This window comes from Staphylococcus xylosus (assembly GCF_002732165.1).
Classification (GTDB): Bacteria; Bacillota; Bacilli; order Staphylococcales; family Staphylococcaceae; genus Staphylococcus; species Staphylococcus xylosus.
Genome location: NZ_MRZO01000008.1, coordinates 67,544 through 86,092, shown reverse-complemented (window position 1 = coordinate 86,092; position 18,549 = coordinate 67,544). Strand labels below are relative to the sequence as shown.

Annotated in this window: 15 protein-coding genes; 8 read left to right on the top strand and 7 right to left on the bottom strand. The window is 33.9% G+C overall.

Going from position 1 to position 18,549, the window contains the following annotated elements; genetic code table 11:
• Window positions 1-535: LPXTG cell wall anchor domain-containing protein (locus BTM19_RS11495; RefSeq protein WP_142378981.1), on the top strand; the 535-nt coding region annotated here is incomplete at its 5' end.
• Between the two features lie 230 nt (window positions 536-765).
• Here BTM19_RS11495 and mmuM read toward each other — a convergent pair.
• Together mmuM and BTM19_RS11485 are read right to left on the bottom strand one after the other, a co-directional pair.
• The gene (gene mmuM / locus BTM19_RS11490) at window positions 766-1,674 is read right to left on the bottom strand and encodes a homocysteine S-methyltransferase (protein WP_029377884.1); all 909 of its coding nucleotides are present in this window, start codon (window positions 1,672-1,674) and stop codon (window positions 766-768) included.
• Window positions 1,675-1,683: 9 nt separating this feature from the next.
• On the bottom strand, window positions 1,684-3,012 hold the full coding sequence (locus BTM19_RS11485) for an amino acid permease (RefSeq protein WP_037557097.1): 1,329 nt from the start codon (window positions 3,010-3,012) through the stop codon (window positions 1,684-1,686).
• A gap of 275 nt (window positions 3,013-3,287) precedes the next feature.
• Between BTM19_RS11485 and BTM19_RS11480 the strand changes: the two genes are divergently transcribed.
• The 4 genes from BTM19_RS11480 to BTM19_RS11465 all read left to right on the top strand — a co-directional run bounded on the left by BTM19_RS11480 (window position 3,288) and on the right by BTM19_RS11465 (window position 8,700).
• Complete coding sequence (locus BTM19_RS11480) at window positions 3,288-4,532, top strand: Glu/Leu/Phe/Val family dehydrogenase (protein ID WP_029377885.1); 1,245 nt, start codon at window positions 3,288-3,290, stop codon at window positions 4,530-4,532.
• 289 nt (window positions 4,533-4,821) lie between these two features.
• The gene (locus BTM19_RS11475) at window positions 4,822-5,766 is read left to right on the top strand and encodes an agmatinase family protein (RefSeq protein WP_029377886.1); all 945 of its coding nucleotides are present in this window, start codon (window positions 4,822-4,824) and stop codon (window positions 5,764-5,766) included.
• A gap of 17 nt (window positions 5,767-5,783) precedes the next feature.
• On the top strand, window positions 5,784-7,004 hold the full coding sequence (locus BTM19_RS11470; protein WP_029377887.1) for an Nramp family divalent metal transporter: 1,221 nt from the start codon (window positions 5,784-5,786) through the stop codon (window positions 7,002-7,004).
• A gap of 409 nt (window positions 7,005-7,413) precedes the next feature.
• Window positions 7,414-8,700 (top strand): condensation domain-containing protein, encoded by a 1,287-nt coding sequence (locus BTM19_RS11465; protein ID WP_099265866.1) that lies wholly within the window; start codon window positions 7,414-7,416, stop codon window positions 8,698-8,700.
• A 139-nt stretch (window positions 8,701-8,839) separates the two neighbouring features.
• Here BTM19_RS11465 and BTM19_RS11460 read toward each other — a convergent pair whose 3' ends face one another.
• Both BTM19_RS11460 and BTM19_RS11455 read right to left on the bottom strand, forming a co-directional pair.
• Complete coding sequence (locus BTM19_RS11460) at window positions 8,840-9,319, bottom strand: SRPBCC family protein (protein ID WP_225489292.1); 480 nt, start codon at window positions 9,317-9,319, stop codon at window positions 8,840-8,842.
• Between the two features lie 115 nt (window positions 9,320-9,434).
• The gene (locus BTM19_RS11455; protein ID WP_029377890.1) at window positions 9,435-11,063 is read right to left on the bottom strand and encodes a ribulokinase; all 1,629 of its coding nucleotides are present in this window, start codon (window positions 11,061-11,063) and stop codon (window positions 9,435-9,437) included.
• 203 nt (window positions 11,064-11,266) lie between these two features.
• Here BTM19_RS11455 and BTM19_RS11450 point away from each other — a divergent pair, with 203 nt between their 5' ends.
• From BTM19_RS11450 to BTM19_RS11440, 3 genes are read left to right on the top strand one after another with little or no spacing between them, the layout of a single operon-like run.
• The gene (locus tag BTM19_RS11450) at window positions 11,267-12,340 is read left to right on the top strand and encodes an alcohol dehydrogenase catalytic domain-containing protein (protein WP_029377891.1); all 1,074 of its coding nucleotides are present in this window, start codon (window positions 11,267-11,269) and stop codon (window positions 12,338-12,340) included.
• Window positions 12,341-12,356: 16 nt separating this feature from the next.
• The gene (locus BTM19_RS11445; protein WP_029377892.1) at window positions 12,357-13,595 is read left to right on the top strand and encodes an MFS transporter; all 1,239 of its coding nucleotides are present in this window, start codon (window positions 12,357-12,359) and stop codon (window positions 13,593-13,595) included.
• 40 nt (window positions 13,596-13,635) lie between these two features.
• Window positions 13,636-14,424 carry a DeoR/GlpR family DNA-binding transcription regulator gene (locus tag BTM19_RS11440; RefSeq protein WP_038678020.1) on the top strand — a complete coding sequence of 263 codons (789 nt, stop codon included), beginning with the start codon at window positions 13,636-13,638 and terminating at the stop codon, window positions 14,422-14,424.
• A 109-nt stretch (window positions 14,425-14,533) separates the two neighbouring features.
• On the opposite strand, the gene BTM19_RS11435 is transcribed toward BTM19_RS11440, so the two are convergent.
• The 3 genes from BTM19_RS11435 to BTM19_RS11425 form a co-directional block, all read right to left on the bottom strand.
• Entirely contained in the window at window positions 14,534-16,255 is a 1,722-nt protein-coding gene (locus tag BTM19_RS11435; RefSeq protein WP_029377894.1) for an ABC transporter ATP-binding protein, read from the bottom strand.
• A 439-nt stretch (window positions 16,256-16,694) separates the two neighbouring features.
• Window positions 16,695-17,516, bottom strand: coding sequence for an SDR family oxidoreductase (locus BTM19_RS11430; protein WP_038678019.1), 822 nt, complete (start codon window positions 17,514-17,516; stop codon window positions 16,695-16,697).
• On the bottom strand, window positions 17,516-18,547 hold the full coding sequence (locus BTM19_RS11425; RefSeq protein ID WP_038678017.1) for a mannonate dehydratase: 1,032 nt from the start codon (window positions 18,545-18,547) through the stop codon (window positions 17,516-17,518). The genes BTM19_RS11430 and BTM19_RS11425 overlap by 1 nt, the downstream gene beginning before the upstream one ends.
• Window positions 18,548-18,549: the final 2 nt, after the last annotated feature.

The window sequence follows — 18,549 nt, the reverse complement described above, 5'->3', positions numbered from 1 at the left end:
CCCTGAGCCAACGCCGGATCCTGAACCAACGCCGGATCCTGAACCAACACCTGATCCTGAGCCAACTCCGGACCCTGAACCAACTCCGGAACCTGAACCAATGCCGGACCCTGAACCAATACCTGATCCTGAGCCAACTCCGGATCCTGAGCCAACACCGGAACCAGAACCAACTCCGGATCCTGAGCCAACTTCGGATACTGAACCAAATATAGACCCATCATCTAAGGATAATGAAATTCAATTTTCATCTAATAATCGCAATAATGTGGTTAAACTTGAATCACAAGAAGATACAAACTTAAATATAAAAGCTATCAATGCTAGTACGGCGGTAAAATCTAGTCAAATCGCAACAGATACAGAAGCAGTAAATTCACTTGCAAAAACAAATACTTCACAGCATACAAATGAAAAGAAACAATTACCTAATACTGGTGAAAAAGAACGCAGTACAACTATGTGGAGTAGCTTCTTACTATTATTAGGATCTACACTACTCTTTTTTAGAAAAAAGAAACAAGAAGAAAAATAAAACTTCTCTATAAACAAAAACTAGAATGACTTATTTACTGCCATTAAGTGCATTTTAAAACCTAAATGTATTGAACTTTACAATTTTTATGAGTTATATCTAAAATTAATAGCTGAATCAACTTAAATAGTTTTGTTAGCACCTTAGTTACCGCTTCGTATTAAAATACGCTTCAAGAAATAACCTAAAAAGTTATTTTCTTGAAGCGTATTTTTTCATAAATATTATAATTAAACTGATAAATTTAATTTATCGTGAATATTTTCAATGTCTTCTGGTGTCGTTTGACAGCAACCACCAATTATTTTAACATTATGCTTTAACCAATCTGGTATTTGTTCAATAATTAAGTGGCTATCCCCCATACTCTCCCACTGTTTTGTTTCCGCATTGTATTTTGCGCCACCATTAGGATAAAGTGCAATTGTCTGTGGCAAATCAGCAAGTCCTTTAACTATAGCTTGATTTATACCCTCTACAGATGAACAATTAATACCAAAAACCGGAATTTCTTTTTTATAATTTTTGATAAACTCACATAAGTATTCAAATTTAGTACCATCAGATAAATCACCTGAATCATCTACCGTTACAGATAACCAAAATGTCTGGTCTTTATAATGTGGCACAATATACTCAATAATAGCTTTAACCTCATCAAAGTTAGGCACCGTTTCAAAAACAAAATCATGTATCCCTCTTGTAATCAATGCATCTATACGGGCACGATGAAATTCAAAATAGTCCTCGTTGCTTAATTGATAATCACCTGTGTACTCAGAACCATCACTTAAATATGCACCATAAGGTCCTAAACTACCAACGATTACTTGCGTAGCAATGCTCGAATCCATGATTTGATCAACTGCCGTAGTAAATAATTGTTCTATTTCAACATTTTTTAGTCCAATATCTGAAAAAGTTTGATAACTTGCTTGATATGTACTCGTAAGTAATATATCTGCGCCTGCATCTGTAAATGATTGATGCGCTTCTTTTATTTTAACTGGATTATTTTTTAATACTTCACTCGACCATAATGATGAATTTAAATTACATCCAGCTTGTTCCAATGTTGTTGCTAATCCACCATCTAACACTAGTGGTGATTGACTTTCTAACTTTTCTAGTAACCTCATTTATTTGCCTCATTTCTTGTGATACTTAATAAAATAGTATAATAATGCTATCGCTGCAAAAGGCACACCGAAATAAAGCGCTGGTGCTTGATTAGAGTCAAAAACCATACCGATACACGATACTAAGCACAAAATAAATCCAATAATAGGTACCGATTGATGTATTTTCAAACTATGATCGACTCTTTTAGCATTAAAGTAAGAAACACATATACTCATCCAAACAATTACTACGGCTAATCCAGCAATAGAAACAAGTACTACATATAGCGAATCCGCTGCATAAATACTTGAAAATAAAGCTAACAAACCACCTATCATACTAAATAACGTTGCATTTACAGGCATACGATATTTATTTAAATGTCCAAACCATTTAGGAAACACACCTTCGTTTGATAAACTCCATATCATCCTGCTTGCAGCATATAACCCTGAATTGGCTGCAGATAATAAAGCAGTAATAATCACTAAATTCATAATGTCTCCAGCATATGGGATTCCCATTTTTTGAAAAATCACCACGAAAGGACTTTCTAGTGATTTCCCTTGATAACTAGGAATTAATATCGAGATAATAACCATCGTTCCGATAAAAAAGATAATAAGTCTCCATAAAGTTGCGCGTATCGCCTTAGGAATAACTTGTTTAGGATTTTCAGTTTCACCAGCTGCAATTCCTATTAACTCCGTTCCACTAAAAGCATAATTCACAGCCAACATTGTTAAAAATACTGCCCCTATACCATTAGGAAAAGTCGGATTAGTGTATCTCTGTGTAATTGTATTTATGCCTTCATATCCATTGTAATGGATTATACCTAAGATGACGCAAATACCTAAAATAATAAATACAATAATCGTAATCACTTTTACCATCGAAAAATAAAATTCAACTTCTGCATAAAACCTTGTCGATATGATATTAAAGATCAATACCAATATAATCGCACTAGCAGCAAATATGTATTCTGGTATTTCAGGAAACCACCTTTGCATCAAAATACCTACTGCAGTAAATTCAGATCCTAATGCTACCGTCCACGTTAACCAATAAAACCATGCAACAATGTACCCCACAGAAGGGTGAATATATTTACTGGCATATGTATGAAAGCCCCCTGTTACAGGATGTTTAATAGCTAATTGCCCTAAACAAAGCATGACTAAGTATACGAGAATTGAACCTACTAAGTAAGACAATACAGTTCCCAGTGGACCTGCTTGCTGTAGTGTATATCCAGAACTTAAAAATAAACCTGTACCAATGACACCGCCAAAACTTAATAACATAAGGTGACGTTGTTTCATAGCACGTTTGAATGTCGTTTGTTCCATTTTATGTGCTCCTAATCTTTAAGTGCTAAATATATAATTTTTTATATTATTATTCATTCTATTGATTTCTGAAAATTTAGTCAATATAAAGTTACAAAATATACTACTCAAAATTTACCGCTATTTGTGCATATAGCAGTAAATTAGATAAAAAAGTAAGCGCTATCTTTTTTAACTGAATTTTCTAACTTTTATAAAAATTCAGTTTTTAGTATTGATTTTCATTCTTCACAGCCTTAACATGAAATATAAGTAACAGATAAAGGAGATATGTAATGACAGAACATAATGATTTAGTAACTTCAACACAAGAAATTACGAAAGAAGCTTTACATAAATTAGGTTTTGACGATGGCATGTATGAACTTATCAAAGAACCTTTAAGATTTTTAGAAGTACGTATCCCTATCCGTATGGATGACGGTACGGTTAAAACATTTACTGGTTATCGTGCACAGCACAATCATGCTGTCGGTCCTACTAAAGGTGGCATCCGTTTCCATCCCGATGTAAATAAAGAGGAAGTTAAAGCGTTATCTATGTGGATGACTTTAAAATGCGGCATCACCAACCTACCATTTGGTGGTGGTAAAGGCGGCATCATTTGTGATCCTAGACAAATGAGCAATCAAGAGTTAGAACGTTTATCTCGTGGTTATGTTAAAGCCATTTCACAATTTGTTGGTCCTGAGAGTGATATTCCGGCACCGGATGTTTATACTAATCCACAAATTATGTCTTGGATGATGGATGAATATAGTAAGATTAACCGTTCCAATGCTTTTGCATTTATTACGGGCAAACCTCTTTCTTTAGGCGGTTCACAAGGACGTAACCGTGCCACTGCGCTAGGTGCAGTCATCACAATTGAAGAAGCAACAAAGCGTAGAAATATTGATATTAAAGGGTCTCGTGTTGCGATTCAAGGCTTTGGTAATGCTGGAAGCTTTATCGCAAAAATCCTACATGATATGGGCGCTAAAATTGTAGCCATATCTGAAAGTTTTAAAGCGTTACATGATCCGAATGGTTTAGATGTTGATCATTTAGTTGAACTTAAAGAGCAGCATGGTAGAGTCACAAATTTATTTGATGATGCTATACCTAAAGAACAATTATTTGAGGTTGATTGTGATATCTTAGTACCTGCCGCACTATCTAATCAAATCACTGAGGATAATGCGCATCAAATCAAAGCAAAAATTATAGCTGAAGCAGCTAATGGACCGACAACTCCAGAAGCGACACGTATTTTAACTGAGCGTGACGTCTTGATTATTCCTGATGTCTTAGCTAGTGCTGGTGGCGTAACCGTCTCTTACTTTGAATGGGTACAAAATAATCAAGGTTACTATTGGCCTGAAGCTGAAGTTAATATGAAGCTACGTGAAAAAATGGTAGAAGCGTTTAATACAATATATGACTTAGCAGAAGATAGAAAAATGGATATGCGTTTAGCTGCTTATGTCTTAGGAATCAAGCGTACTGCTGAAGCATCACGTTTCCGCGGTTGGGCTTAATGCTTAATACGTATCACGCAAGTTTATAAATCATTTAAATAGAGATTGCTTATAACATCCACTAGCGTTAAATGACGCTAGTGGATGTTTTATTTTATCACTAACCTACCACTAAATATGCACTACTTAATCTCTTGAAATTAGCTTTCTATCTTAAAAATCATTATTATAACAGTGTATATCATATAGCTAATACTTCCACCTTCTAAAAATTCGAATTTTCAGATTTATTTGAAATACAAAATAATAATCTATATACTTATTTACAATAAAGGGGATGATATACATTATGAAAAATAATATCTACGGTAATGTTCCATGTTTTTTAAATAGTAAGAACCTAACTCAAAAAAACACTTTAGACACAGATGTCATCGTTTATGGTGCGCCGTTTGAAGGTGAAAGTACTTGGGGTGATTATACTGGTGTTGAATTAGGCCCAAAACAAATACGTGTTTGTTCGGCACGTTACAGTCAATATTTACCCGAGTTAAATCATATTGATATCAGTGAACACTTAACTATTGGAGATGTCGGCGATGTTCCATTTGTAGCACACGACAATAAACAAAGCTATGATAATATTGCTAATTTCACTAAACCTCTTTGGGAAAGCGGAAAATTCTTAGTAGGGTTTGGCGGTGAACACGGTGTTACATATCCTATCCTTAAATCTTTAACAGAAACTGGTAAAAAAGTAGGCATCATACATTTAGACGCCCACTATGATAATATGCCGGACTATGAAGGTGAACCTTATGCACGTAATACACCTTTTATGCATCTTTACAATACCGATGGCATACGAAATGAAAGTATTATTCACACAGGTATTCACGGACCTCGAAACCAACCTGCTACAGGTCGTTATGCTCAACAAGCTGGGGCTGTTACTTTAACAATTAATGATATTCGTGAAGCTCAGGATTTAAAAAAATATGCACACGATATTTATGAACAAGCGAGTCAAGATGTTGATGTTGTGTATTTAACAATTTGCAGTGATGTATTAGACTTTGCATTTAATCCAGGAGGACCAGTAGATGGTAACGGCATCACCTCTTATGAATTATTAACAATGATTCATGAATTTGGTAAATTAGGTCTTTGTGGCATGGATTATGTAGAAGTATATCCAATGATGGATGCCAACCAAAACTCAGCTCACTTTGTCTCTACAGCAGTACTATATGTGCTTGCTGGCCACGTCGCTTATTTAAATCAATCAAAATAATTTGAGGAGTGGTTTAATTGCTAAAAGGTGCTAAGAAAGTTTTACGTTCGCTTGGTCCAGGAATGATTATTACTGCCTCTTTTATTGGTCCAGGTACTGTGACGACCATGACTCAAAGTGGCGCAGGATTTGGATATAGTTTACTTTGGGCGGTAGTATTTTCCATCATCGCCACAATCGTACTGCAAGAGATGATTATTCGTTTATCTCTTGTCACCCGTGAAGGTTTGGGTGAGGCCATCCAAGACTTATTTAAACATAAAATTGGTAAGCTGATTATAGTTTGGTTCACTTTAATTGCTGTCACCATTGGTTGTGCAGCATATATCAGTGGTGACTTGATTGGCACCTCACTCGGAGCTTCATATTTACTGAATTTACCTGAACATTGGGTAGCGCCCGTAATTGGGATCATTATATTACTAATCGGCTTATTTGGTAACTATCGTTTTTTAGAAAAAATAATGATTTTACTCATGGTTATTATGGGCATTATATTCATTACTACTATGATTGTTATTAAGCCAGATGTTATAGGTATCTTAAAAGGGGTTTTTGTTCCTACAATACCAAATGGTTCAATCCTAACTGTCATTGCACTTATTGGTACAACGGTTGTACCCTACAATTTCTTCATTCATTCTACTGCAGTCCATGAAAGATTTGGTCACATAAAAGAACTAAAATTTGCCCGTTGGGATACAATTATTTCCATCTCAGTTGGTGGTGTTATTTCCGCAGCGATATTAATCTCTGCTGCCACTTTAATCCAAGGTAAAGAGATCACAAGTGTGATCCAACTCGCAGGGCCACTGGAACCCGTGTTAGGTGATGCGGCTCCAATCGCAATCAGTGTAGGTTTATTTGCTGCAGGTCTATCATCAGCTATCGCTTCACCCACAGGCGCTGCTGCTACTATCAGTAGCCTACTTGGCTGGCAAGGTGGTATGAAAAGTAAAAAGTACAAAGCAGTATTTACCATTATCATAATTATAGGTATTATCACTTCAGCCTTAGGCTTTGAACCTCTTCAAGTATTACTCATTGCTCAAGCCTTAAATGGTATTATCTTACCTATTGTTGCTATTTTAATTTTTATTATTATTAATAAGAAAAACTTAATGGGTCACTTTGCAAATACCATTTGGCTTAATATTATTGGGGGCATCGTAGTTTTAGTCGTAAGCTTTTTAGGCATTTATAGTTTGATAGATGCTATTAATACTTTTATGTCATAATCTTTTATCATTTAGTTCCATAGCCTAATTGTCTCTCGCCTCCCTATATAAAACTTTTCAAGCTACTAATCATCTGTATTCATAGGAGATTAGTAGCTCTTTTATTTTTTAGGGTAAATTATAACTTCTCTATTTTCTTTCTCTCTTATTACAAAAAATTGTTACAATAACTTCATTTTTCTACATTCATATTTATAAATAGTAAAGCAAAATAACATTTTAATAATAATTAAATTGACTGCTTAAGTCATAAGGTCAAAACACTATGTTAACTTTGTAGCACTATAAATAACATAGTAATACAAATATTTTTATTCAATAAAATATTGTGACACAAACTTATTTTTAATTGTTTTTAATAATATTTATGTTAATATTTATACTAACTATATAATAAGGGAGATAAATAATGAAGAAATATAAGATGTCTACAGTTCAAGATGAATTTATTCGTATTGAAGAACGTCACGAAAATACAAGTATTAATAATATAGCTGGTATTATTCATATAAAGAAACAACTTAACTACCAACAAATTAACGACGCCTTCAATAAAGTGATTGAACAACACGACACACTTAGAATTAGATTCACTAAAGAAGATAGCGAATATAGGCAGTATGTTGCTGACTATGAGGAGCAACATTTTGAATTCTTAAATTTTCACGATGATCAAGTGAACTATGATAAGTGGCTTAAAAATAATACGAATAGAAATTTATTTATCTCAGATGAAAACTTGTACCATGTAAAAGTAGTAAAATGTCCGGATGGGCATATGGGAATTTTTATAATATTACACCACTTGATAATCGATATTTGGGGAATTACTATCATTATAGATAATTTTGTAAAAAAATTAATAGGTAAAAAGAACGAAATGATATCAAATTCAACTTACTTAGAAATAATTACAAATGAACAAGATTATAAATCATCTAAAAGATTTATTAAGGATCAAGCTTTTCGGCTTAAAAAAACTAAATATTTTGAAAATAACTCTCTTTTTGAAGATAACAGATTAAATAGTATAGTTGGAGAAAGACTTCGCATTGATTTATCAGATAAATTAAGTGCAAAAATCAATCATTTTTGTACTAAAAATGCAATTAGTGTAAGTAACCTTTTTACAGCAATCATGCATATTATTAAACATAAAAAAACACGCGCAAAAACCACGTCAATTGGAATGGTGATACATAATAGAAATGGTCAAAATGAAAAACAATCAACTGGATTGTTTGCAAAATACTTACCAATGATAGTCGAAATAAATAATGACTTATCTATAACAGACTTTTTATACATAGTAAAATTGGAAAGTCTTAATTTATTAAAATACAGACACTATCCATTTAGATATATTGTTAAAAATTGTAAAAATAGAAAAGGATTAAAAGATTGTTTTATTTCCTTTCAAAATGCAAAATATGATGCAGAATTTATAAAAGATGGGTTTACTGATGAGTGGTTGAGCAATGGTACAAATGTCGCTCCACTGGGTATAAACATTTGTAATAGAAGTAACAAAAATAATTTAGAGTTTGATTATGCCTATCAAACAGATGTATTGGATAAAGCGGGAATCTATCGCTTACACGAAACAATTCTAAATGTATTTAATAAAATATCAGAAAATCCCGAACAAAAAATTAGTGAAATGAATATAAGTTTAGAGGAAGTCTTAATACATTAATAACTTCTATAGGAAGATGATAGAAAATGTAACTTCGAATTACATAAAATAGTTAACTAAAAGACATATTAAACCCCTCACTACTTTCATTACGTAGCGAGAGGTTTATATACATATGATAATAGCTTTACGTCTAATTTTAATCTAGTATTTGCTTTAGTTTTTCAAACATTTCATTATATCCTTCTTCTGTTTGCTTTTTAGCAGCTTCCTTTGTTTGTTCATATGATTGCTTATTAATTGTGTCATTTAAGGAAACTTTTAAACCTTGATTAAATTTAACTTGTGTTTCATTTTCTAAACCTATAAATTCAACAGTTATGATATCTTCTAAATCACTAAATTGAGGCATTTTAAATGAATACATCAATTTATATGGTTCTACAATATCCATATATGTACCTGTCGCTCTATATGTTTCACCCCTTCTTTCATCAACTATCTCCCAATCACCATTAATTTCAAACTGATTCTGTGCGACTTTATTTGTTTCTTTAGAGGTATACAACCATTGTTTAAAAATCTTTGGTTCTGTCCACGCCTCAAACACTTTTTCAACCGAAGCGTTCACTTTAAATTCTATATCTAAATTTACAATTTCCCATTCCACAACAGTCATCCCCTTAGCATTATGAGTTACTATATCATTTCCCCTTTTTATACCTATAAATCACAAATACCTAGTATTTTCAGTTGCATAGTTAACTATTTCAAATTGTATTAGAACTATAAATTTACATCAATGCACTAACATTACGCATAATACGTGCTTTTTTGTAACCATGTAAATCATGCAATTCTTTATAAGCGCTGAATAATTTTTTATAAATACGTGCTTGTTGAGGGTCTGGTTCTACTTGATAAAGTACTGGTTCTTTCATCGCTTCTATAGCTGAATTGAAATCAGAATGCGCACCTCCACAAATAGCACCTAAGATTGCTGCACCGATGGCTGGTGCATATTCACTATCAATTACAGTAATCTTCTTATTCAATATATTGGCATAGATTTCCATGAGCAAACCATTCTTTTTAGGAATACCCCCACAAGCAAATACATGATCAACTTCCATTTGCCATCCTTGGTATTGCTGCATAATCATTTTTGCACCAAACGCAGTTGCTTCTAAATATGCACGATAAATTTCCTCATGTCTTGTCTGCAAAGTCATACCAAAGAGGCTACCTTTTAAGTTACTATCACTTAATACGCTACGATTACCGTTATGCCAATCTAGAGCAATAAGGCCACTTTCTCCTGGATAAAGTTGGGCAGCCTTTTCATTAAGTAAATCAAATATGGAAATACCACGTGATTCTGCTGCTTTAACATAATCATAAGGCGCTTGCTTCGCGACATATTCAAATAAATCACCCACTGCCGTTTGACCCGCCTCATAAGCATACAAGTCCGGAATGATGGCTCCTTTAACTGATCCAGAAATACCAGGCACTTTATGTTGTTCTTTATTAAGCATTAAATGACATGTGCTAGTCCCCATAACCATAGTCATTTCTTTATCTTTTTCTGAACCAATACCTAATAAACTTGCATGTGCATCAATGATAAACGGACTGACTTGTGTATCTGGAGACAAACCTAGTTTTTCTGCCATCTCCTTGCATAAAGTACCTACACTATCACCTATACTGACTACTGGTGCATCAACCTTTGTACGTACAATATCTGATAAATCTGAGTCTACTTTATCAAATAAATCATAATGAAATCCTGTCTCTGCTTCCCAAAATGATTTGAAACCCAAACCACAATTAGACCTTACATTTTGACCAGTAAGTCGATTTACAATCCAGTCGCCTGCTTCCATAATATTTGCTGTAACAGCCATAACTTCAGGCGCTTTATTGTTAACTTCCATGATTTTAGGAATCATCCATTCACTACTAACGTTAAATCCGTAGTAACCCAACCATCTATTTTTACCTTCTAATGCCGTCTTAAATAATAAATCTGCTTCATCTTGTGCGCCATGGTGTTTCCACAACTTTACATAAGCATGCGGATTATCTTGAAAACCTGATTTATTGTGTATGGGTTCCATTTGTTCATCTACAAATATAACTGTTGAAGATGTAAAATCAATACCTATACCAACGATTTCAGATACTGAAATATTGGCTTTTTCAATAATGGTAGGAATACCTATCTCAATAATTTCCATATAATCATTGGCATTTTGGAGAGCAAAGTTTTGGGGGAGTTTTTCTCCACCTAATTCACCTTCTATAGTGCCATGTGTATAGTTTCTTATATATTGCTCTTCAATTTCCCCATTTTCAGTATTAATCAAAAATGCTCTGCCTGAACCTGTACCAAAATCAATACCTATGCTGTAAGTCATTGTGTAATCCCCCATTCAATTCTCTATAAGAAAACGCTTTCTTAAAGCATAATTAAGTTTAAAGTAAAAATCAACATAAAAAATCATAAAACAACAAACAACTGCATAATAGAACAAAATTAGTTTGACAAATACAAGTGTAAGCGTTTACTATTGGCGATATAAACATATATAAACAAATATTATCAAGGAGATGCGCAAATATGAAAATTCAATCGAATGCTTTCCGATTAACTGAACCTGGTCAATTCGAACAGGCTACACTTATTCATGACTATGATGAAAGAGATATTATTATTAGACCAACTAAAGCAAGTGTCTGTCATGCAGATTTACGCTATTACACAGGTAATCGTCGTCCCGAAGCACTCGCAAAAAAATTACCTATGGCACTCTTTCATGAAGGAATTGGCATCGTTGAAGATTCCAAGCATCCTGATTTTATCCAAGGTGACAAAGTTGTAATTGTTCCAAACATTCCATCTTACCTACGTAAACAAACTTTTGCACCTTCTCCCTATCAAGATAATTATGATGAGCATGCTTTATTTATGGGAAGCGGCTTTGATGGTATATGCCAAGATCAACTTGTTGTACCTGGAGATAATGTAGTTAAAGTACCTGATACTTTAGATGAAGACGTCGCTTTGTTAGCAGAGTTATGTTCTGTGTCATTATTCCCTATCAATCAACTTGAACATATAACTACAGATAATTCTCCTCAAGTTGCCATATTCGGTGATGGTCCAGTTGGTTACTTAGCAGCTACAGCATTACATTATATTTATGGTATTAAACAAGAACAATTGTTAGTGTTTGGAGCTATCGCAGAAAAATTAGCTGCTTTTGAGAATTTTGCAACGACGCATTTAGTGTTTGACTATGATTTCAAACAACATCGTGGTGTACATACTGTCTTTGAATGTGCTGGAGGTAAATTCTCTGAATCCGCCATTAACCAAGCCATAGACTTAATTGATAGACAAGGTCATATTGTATTAATGGGTGTCACTGAAGATCGTGTTGGTATTAATACGAGAGATGTGCTTGAAAAAGGGTTAACATTTTCAGGGAGTTCTCGTAGTACAAAACGTGAATTCGAACAGCTTATAGATGCTTTTAGTAACAAACAATACCAAAAAGCATTAAGAAAGTTAATCCCTGATACTTATTATGATATTTATGACACAAATGATTTAAAAATAGCGTTAGATGATACAACCGCACACAAAGGATGGAAGAAAACTTATTTACAATATCATTGGAAAAATGACTAAAAAGGGTGGTTTATAAATGAATAATTCAAGTTCTATTCTAGGCATGCCTCGACAAATCATTTGGGGCTATATTGGTATCATCGTCTTTATGATGGGCGATGGCTTAGAGATTGGTTGGCTAAGTCCTTGGTTACATGGACATGGTTTCTCAGTACAAGAAACAAGCTTACTCTTCTCTGCATACGGTGTAACAGTTGCTGTAGCAAGCTGGCTCAGTGGTGTGTTTGCAGAAGCACTCGGTGGTAAACGTACCATGTTGTTAGGCTTAATCTTTTATATTATCGGTACAATTTTCTTTGTTGGCTTTGCAATTCCATCTCAAAACTTAGCACTAATGTTGCCAGCATATGCATTAAGAGGTTTGGGTTATCCCTTATTTGCTTATTCATTCTTAGTATGGATATCATATCGTTCCGAACAAAAGACCCTCGGTGCAGCTGTAGGTTGGTTCTGGTTTGTCTTCACAGGTGGTTTAAACGTTCTTGGTGCACTCTATTCTATTTGGGCAATCGAATATTTAGGACATATAAATACACTATGGAGCTCATTAATATGGGTTATTCTAGGTGCTTTCTTTACTATAATATTAAATAAAGACACACTACCTTCAAACCAAGGTAGTGCTTTAGAAAAACTTAAAGAAGTATTTAAAGGTGTTACCATTGTTGGCGAAGAACCAAAAGTGTTATTGGGTGGTATTGTTCGTGTAATTAATACTACGGCACAATTCGCTTTCCCAGTCTTTTTACCTATCTATTTATCATCTTTTGGTATCCCTACCTCTAAATGGTTGGCGGTATGGTCCACTATTTTTGTTGGTAATATCTTGTTCAACCTTATCTTCGGTGTTGTTGGAGACAAGATTGGTTGGCGTAATACCGTAATGTATTTCGGTGGTATTGGAAGCGGTATTTCGGTACTATTGATGGGCTATGTCCCTATTTGGACAGATGGCAATTTAGCCTTATTAACAATAGTTGGTTTCTGCTGGGGGGCATTTATTGCAGCCTATGTACCACTTTCTGCATTAATACCATCGCTTGTTAAAAAAGATAAGGGTGCGGCTTTATCCGTGCTTAATTTAGGTGCTGGTTTACCTGTATTTGTCGGTCCAATGATTGTTTATCTATTCATTGGTAGTATAGATGCAATTGGTGTCATTTGGGTCCTCGCCATTTTATACTTTATCAGTACGTTCCTAACTTACTTTATTAAAATGCCAAAACATATGCAAAATGATGAATATACCGCATAATTAACAATAGCTAAACAATATAATTAGGAGGTAGTCGTCGATGTTACCAGCAGAACGAGAACAGCATATTATTACATTTTTGAAAGCTAATAAAAAAGCCACAATACACACGTTAGCTAAAGAATTCAATGTCCACGAAGCAACGATTCGTCGTGACTTAAATAAATTAGAACAGTACAACCACATCAAGCGGACACATGGTGGTGTCGTTTTAAATGACACTGAGGTGTGGGATGAATTAAATTTTGATGATCGTGAAACAAGTTATTATTATGAGAAAGTAGCTATAGGTCAAAAAGCTGCCGAATTCATTGAAGCGAACGACACATTGTTTATTGATTCTGGATCGACGACATTACATTTTGCGCGTGCACTTGCACAAAAAAGCAATTTAACAATTATTACAAATGATATACATATTGCTTCTATTTTAAAATCAACATCTAACCAAGTAATCGTTACTGGTGGCACTTTGTATAAAGATAATTACTTGTTAAATGGCATGATGACAAACGAAGCAATTAAACAATTTAACCCTTCTAAATTATTTCTCGCAACACCTGCAATTGATTTAGAAAAAGGGATTACGCATTTTAATGACACACTGGCTTCAACAAAAATACAAATGGTTAAACAAGCCAAAGAAATTTATGTACTTACCGACAGTTCTAAATTTGATAAAGTGTCTCTCCATCATGTTTGTCCAAATGACGCAATTGATGTATTGATAACGGACCAAACTAACTCAAAAATTGATTGGCAAAGTTATCATAATTGTTTTAATCAAATTATTACTGTAACTGTAAACACACAATCTGAATCACCTTAATGTCATTCCCAATATATAAACACCATTTACTATTTGTGAGAACAATAAAGCGTGCATCATTAGGTACTAAACCTAGTGGTGCACGCTTTTTATTTAATTCACTTTAAAATTAAAAAGTTTCAGCTTCCGCAAATTGTGATGTGTAAAGTTGTTTATATGGACCGTCCTGTTGCATGAGGGTTTCATGACTTCCTTCTTCCAAAATTTGGCCATCCTTTATAAATATTATGCGATCTACATCTTTAATCGTTGATAACCTGTGCGCAATAATTAAAGATGTTCGATCTTCTGAAAGTTTCTTAAATGCTTTTTGAATTTTATTTTCTGTTTCAATATCTAGTGCACTTGTTGCTTCATCTAAAATAATAATCGATGGATCTTTCAAAAACATTCTCGCAATCGATATACGTTGTTTTTGTCCACCGGATAATTTTGTACCTCGTTCTCCTACGAGCGTATCAAGTCCAAATGGTAATTCGCTTATAAATGTTTCAAGTTGCGCGTTACGGATGGCATTCCATATCTGTGTTTCATCGGCATCTAAATGGCCATAAACAATATTATCTCTTAGTGTACCAGAGAATAAGAAAACATCTTGTTGGACGACTCCAATTCCTGAACGTAATGATGCTAATTGGATAGAGCGAATACTTTGTCCATCTATTAAAATATCACCTTTATCTACTTCATAAAAACGTGGTAATAACGAACTAATTGTAGTCTTACCACTACCGCTCGGACCGACTAATGCGATCTTCTCACCTTGATGAATCGTTAAATTCATATGATTTAAAATAGGTGTCTCTCCATAGCCAAATGACACATCTTTATACTCAATCGTCTTAGGCTTTGCCGGCATCTTAGTAGCATGTGGATCATCTTGTATTTCGGGGTCTAATGATAAGATTTCTCTAAAATTATTGAATCCTGCAATAGCTTTTGGAAATAATTCGATAATCATGTTAATTTGTTCTAAAGGTTTAAACAATACATTCGTAATCATAATAAATGCTATGATGCCGCCGTAACTTAAGTCCCCATGTAATACGAAATAACTACCTACGATTAACACGATAACTAGCGTTAATTTTTGAGCGATATGACTAATCGTAATATTCCATGACATGTAATTATAAGCCTTTAATTTCGTAGCTCTAAAATTATCATTAATACCATTGAATTTCTGTTGTTCATGACGCTCATTAGTAAATGCTTGAACTAATCTAATACCCCCAACATTATCTGCTATCAATTCATTAAAGCGAGACACATTCGCGAATAGCCCTTTAAACGCTCGAGACATTTTTTGACTGAAATATATAGCTAGTATAAAAACAATTGGCACAACACAAAATGTAATAAGCGCTAATTTCACATCAATCGTCAACATAATTACAAAAGCACCGATTAAAGTCATAATCGAAAGGAATATATCTTCTGGCCCATGATGGGCTGCTTCGCCAATGTCCATTAAATCATTGGTTAGTCGTCCTATTAATTTCCCAGACTTTTGATTATCAAAATACTTAAAATTTAATTTTTGAATATGACCGTATAAATCATTACGCATATCTCGCTCTATATTAGTGCCTAACTTATGCCCCCAGTAGGTAACAACAAATTTAAGCACCGATTCAATAGCAAAAACACCTAGTAATAGTAATCCAAAGATCACAATAAGATTCCAATTATTCGTTGGTAATAGACGATCTATGTATATACTCGTTATGAGTGGAAAGATTAACTCTAATAATCCAACAACTATGGCAGAACCAAAATCTATAAAAAATAATCCTTTATATGGCTTATAATATTTCAAAAATGATTTCACAACATCCCACCCAATCTATAATTTTTAAATGCGCATATGCCATTCATTATGGATTAAGTGATAATTATTATCAATGTTTTTCATAATTAAACTACATTCATTTTGTAATAATGATAGCTACTTACTCTCACTTTCAATATTTTATTAAATCTAAGATACTACATACTTTTACAATAAAAATAAGAGTGGATCAGAAACCAATTTTGTTTACATTGATTTCGTATCACACTCTCTCCATAATAATTACCCATTAATACATTTGTTACAATATTTACTTCGCCATTTTTGACAATGATAATATATGTGGTTAAAGGTATAAAACAATACAACATAACGATTTTGGTTCATTACTGAAACTGGTGTAAGCCATGCAGTCATTTGCTTATTTTCTCCTTCGACCTGTCAATTTACTGATGCCTCAATCAGTTACGAACCCTTTCTAAACTCCAGAATATGATGAGAATCCACCATCGACAGGTACAACTATACCAGTAACAAATCCACTCATATCATGATCCATTAACCAATAAAGTGTACCTAAAATTTCTTCAGGTTCGCCAAAACGATTCATTGGTGTTTGAGATAAAATTTTCGAAGCACGTTCAGAATATGAGCCATCTTCATTACGCAATAGCGCTTTATTTTGGTTTGTTTCAAAGAAACCTGGTGCAATTGCGTTTACACGAATACGACCTGCAAAGTAAGTGCTTAACCACTGTGTAAAGTTACTCACTGATGCTTTAGCACCACTATATGCTGGAATCTTCGTTAATGGTGTAAAAGCATTCATAGATGATATGTTAATAATCGTTCCTGTTTCAACTTCTACCACGTCTTCACCAAATACTTGTGATGGTAAGAATGTACCTGTGTAGTTTAATTTAAACACTTTATCTACGCCTTCTTCAGTTAAATCGAAGAATGTTTTGTCACCGTCTTCATCATACATTTCATCATTCGTTGTAGCATTTGGATTATTACCACCTGCGCCATTAATAAGTACTGAAATTTTTCCAAATTTATCGTTAAACGTTTGTTTGGCTTGTTGCAACGACGATTTATCTAATACGTTAGCTACCATTGCGACGGTTTGTGTTCTTTCTTTATCAATTTCATTTTGTAAGTCTACAATTTTCTCTTCGGAACGTCCTAAAATCCCCACATTCGCACCTTTTTCTACAAGTGCTTTCACAAATGTTGAACCTATTACGCCTGTTGCTCCTGTAATAACGACATTAATGTCTTTAAATTGTGCAGTCATTATTTACTCACTCCTTCAATTAAACCATTAATATATGTTGCCCCTAATGCTCTATCGAACAATCCATAGCCTGCTTTCCCTGTTTCTCCCCAAATCATACGTCCATGATCTGGTCTGATTGTGCCTTTATAGTCTATATCTCTTAATGCTTCTACAACTGCTTTCATATCTACAGATCCATTTTTAGATAAGTGACCTGTTTCAACGAATGAAAATTCATCTAAGCGTTTCACATTACGCATATGCACAAAATGAATATGCTCACCAAATTCACGAATCATAGTTGGCAAATCATTCTCAGCTAATGATCCCAAAGATCCAGTACAGAAGCAGATACCGTTATGTTTATTATCATTTATTGCTAGTAATTGTCTGTAACTGTCATTGTTCTTGATAATACGAGGAATACCAAAAATTGACCATGGTGGATCATCCGGATGAATCGCTAAATCAATATCGTGCTCAATTGCAGTTGGTAAGACTGCGTCTAAGAAATACTTTAAGTTTGCCCACAATTGTTCATCTGACATTTCACGATATGTGGTAATGAGTTGATTCATCTCTGCTCTCGAATAACTTTCGTCCCATCCTGGTAAATTCAAATCTGTTGTTAAAGGATCGACGTCTTTCAACTGATCGTGTTTATAAATTAACGTGTTAGATCCATCATCAAGTTCGTAATCTAGCTGTGAACGTGTCCAATCAAATACAGGCATAAAATTATATGTGACTGTTTTAACGCCATTAGCAGCTAAATTTTTCAATGATGTTTTATAATTTTCAATTAAAGCGTCGCGTTCCGTCGTCCCCATTTTAATTTTTTCACTGACTGGAAGACTTTCTACTACTTCAAATTTTAAGCCTTCCGCTTCAATAGATTGTTTTAGCTGTGAAATTCTTTCGAATGTCCAAACTTCACCAACTGGTATATCGTAAATCGCCGTAACAATATGTTTCATATCTGGAATTTGTTTAATATTTTTTAAAGTTACGGGGTCATCTTCCCCGTACCAACGAAATGATAATTCCATAA

What these genes read in the sequence shown, in the direction of transcription:
- mmuM (WP_029377884.1), bottom strand. Translation starts at nt 1,674, where the DNA reads ATGAGGTTACTAGAAAAGTTAGAAAGTCAATCACCACTAGTGTTAGAT.
- BTM19_RS11485 (WP_037557097.1), bottom strand. Translation starts at nt 3,012, where the DNA reads ATGGAACAAACGACATTCAAACGTGCTATGAAACAACGTCACCTTATG.
- BTM19_RS11480 (WP_029377885.1), top strand. Translation starts at nt 3,288, where the DNA reads ATGACAGAACATAATGATTTAGTAACTTCAACACAAGAAATTACGAAA.
- BTM19_RS11475 (WP_029377886.1), top strand. Translation starts at nt 4,822, where the DNA reads ATGAAAAATAATATCTACGGTAATGTTCCATGTTTTTTAAATAGTAAG.
- BTM19_RS11465 (WP_099265866.1), top strand. Translation starts at nt 7,414, where the DNA reads ATGAAGAAATATAAGATGTCTACAGTTCAAGATGAATTTATTCGTATT.
- BTM19_RS11460 (WP_225489292.1), bottom strand. Translation starts at nt 9,319, where the DNA reads ATGACTGTTGTGGAATGGGAAATTGTAAATTTAGATATAGAATTTAAA.
- BTM19_RS11455 (WP_029377890.1), bottom strand. Translation starts at nt 11,063, where the DNA reads ATGACTTACAGCATAGGTATTGATTTTGGTACAGGTTCAGGCAGAGCA.
- BTM19_RS11450 (WP_029377891.1), top strand. Translation starts at nt 11,267, where the DNA reads ATGAAAATTCAATCGAATGCTTTCCGATTAACTGAACCTGGTCAATTC.
- BTM19_RS11445 (WP_029377892.1), top strand. Translation starts at nt 12,357, where the DNA reads ATGAATAATTCAAGTTCTATTCTAGGCATGCCTCGACAAATCATTTGG.
- BTM19_RS11440 (WP_038678020.1), top strand. Translation starts at nt 13,636, where the DNA reads ATGTTACCAGCAGAACGAGAACAGCATATTATTACATTTTTGAAAGCT.
- BTM19_RS11430 (WP_038678019.1), bottom strand. Translation starts at nt 17,516, where the DNA reads ATGACTGCACAATTTAAAGACATTAATGTCGTTATTACAGGAGCAACA.
- BTM19_RS11425 (WP_038678017.1), bottom strand. Translation starts at nt 18,547, where the DNA reads ATGGAATTATCATTTCGTTGGTACGGGGAAGATGACCCCGTAACTTTA.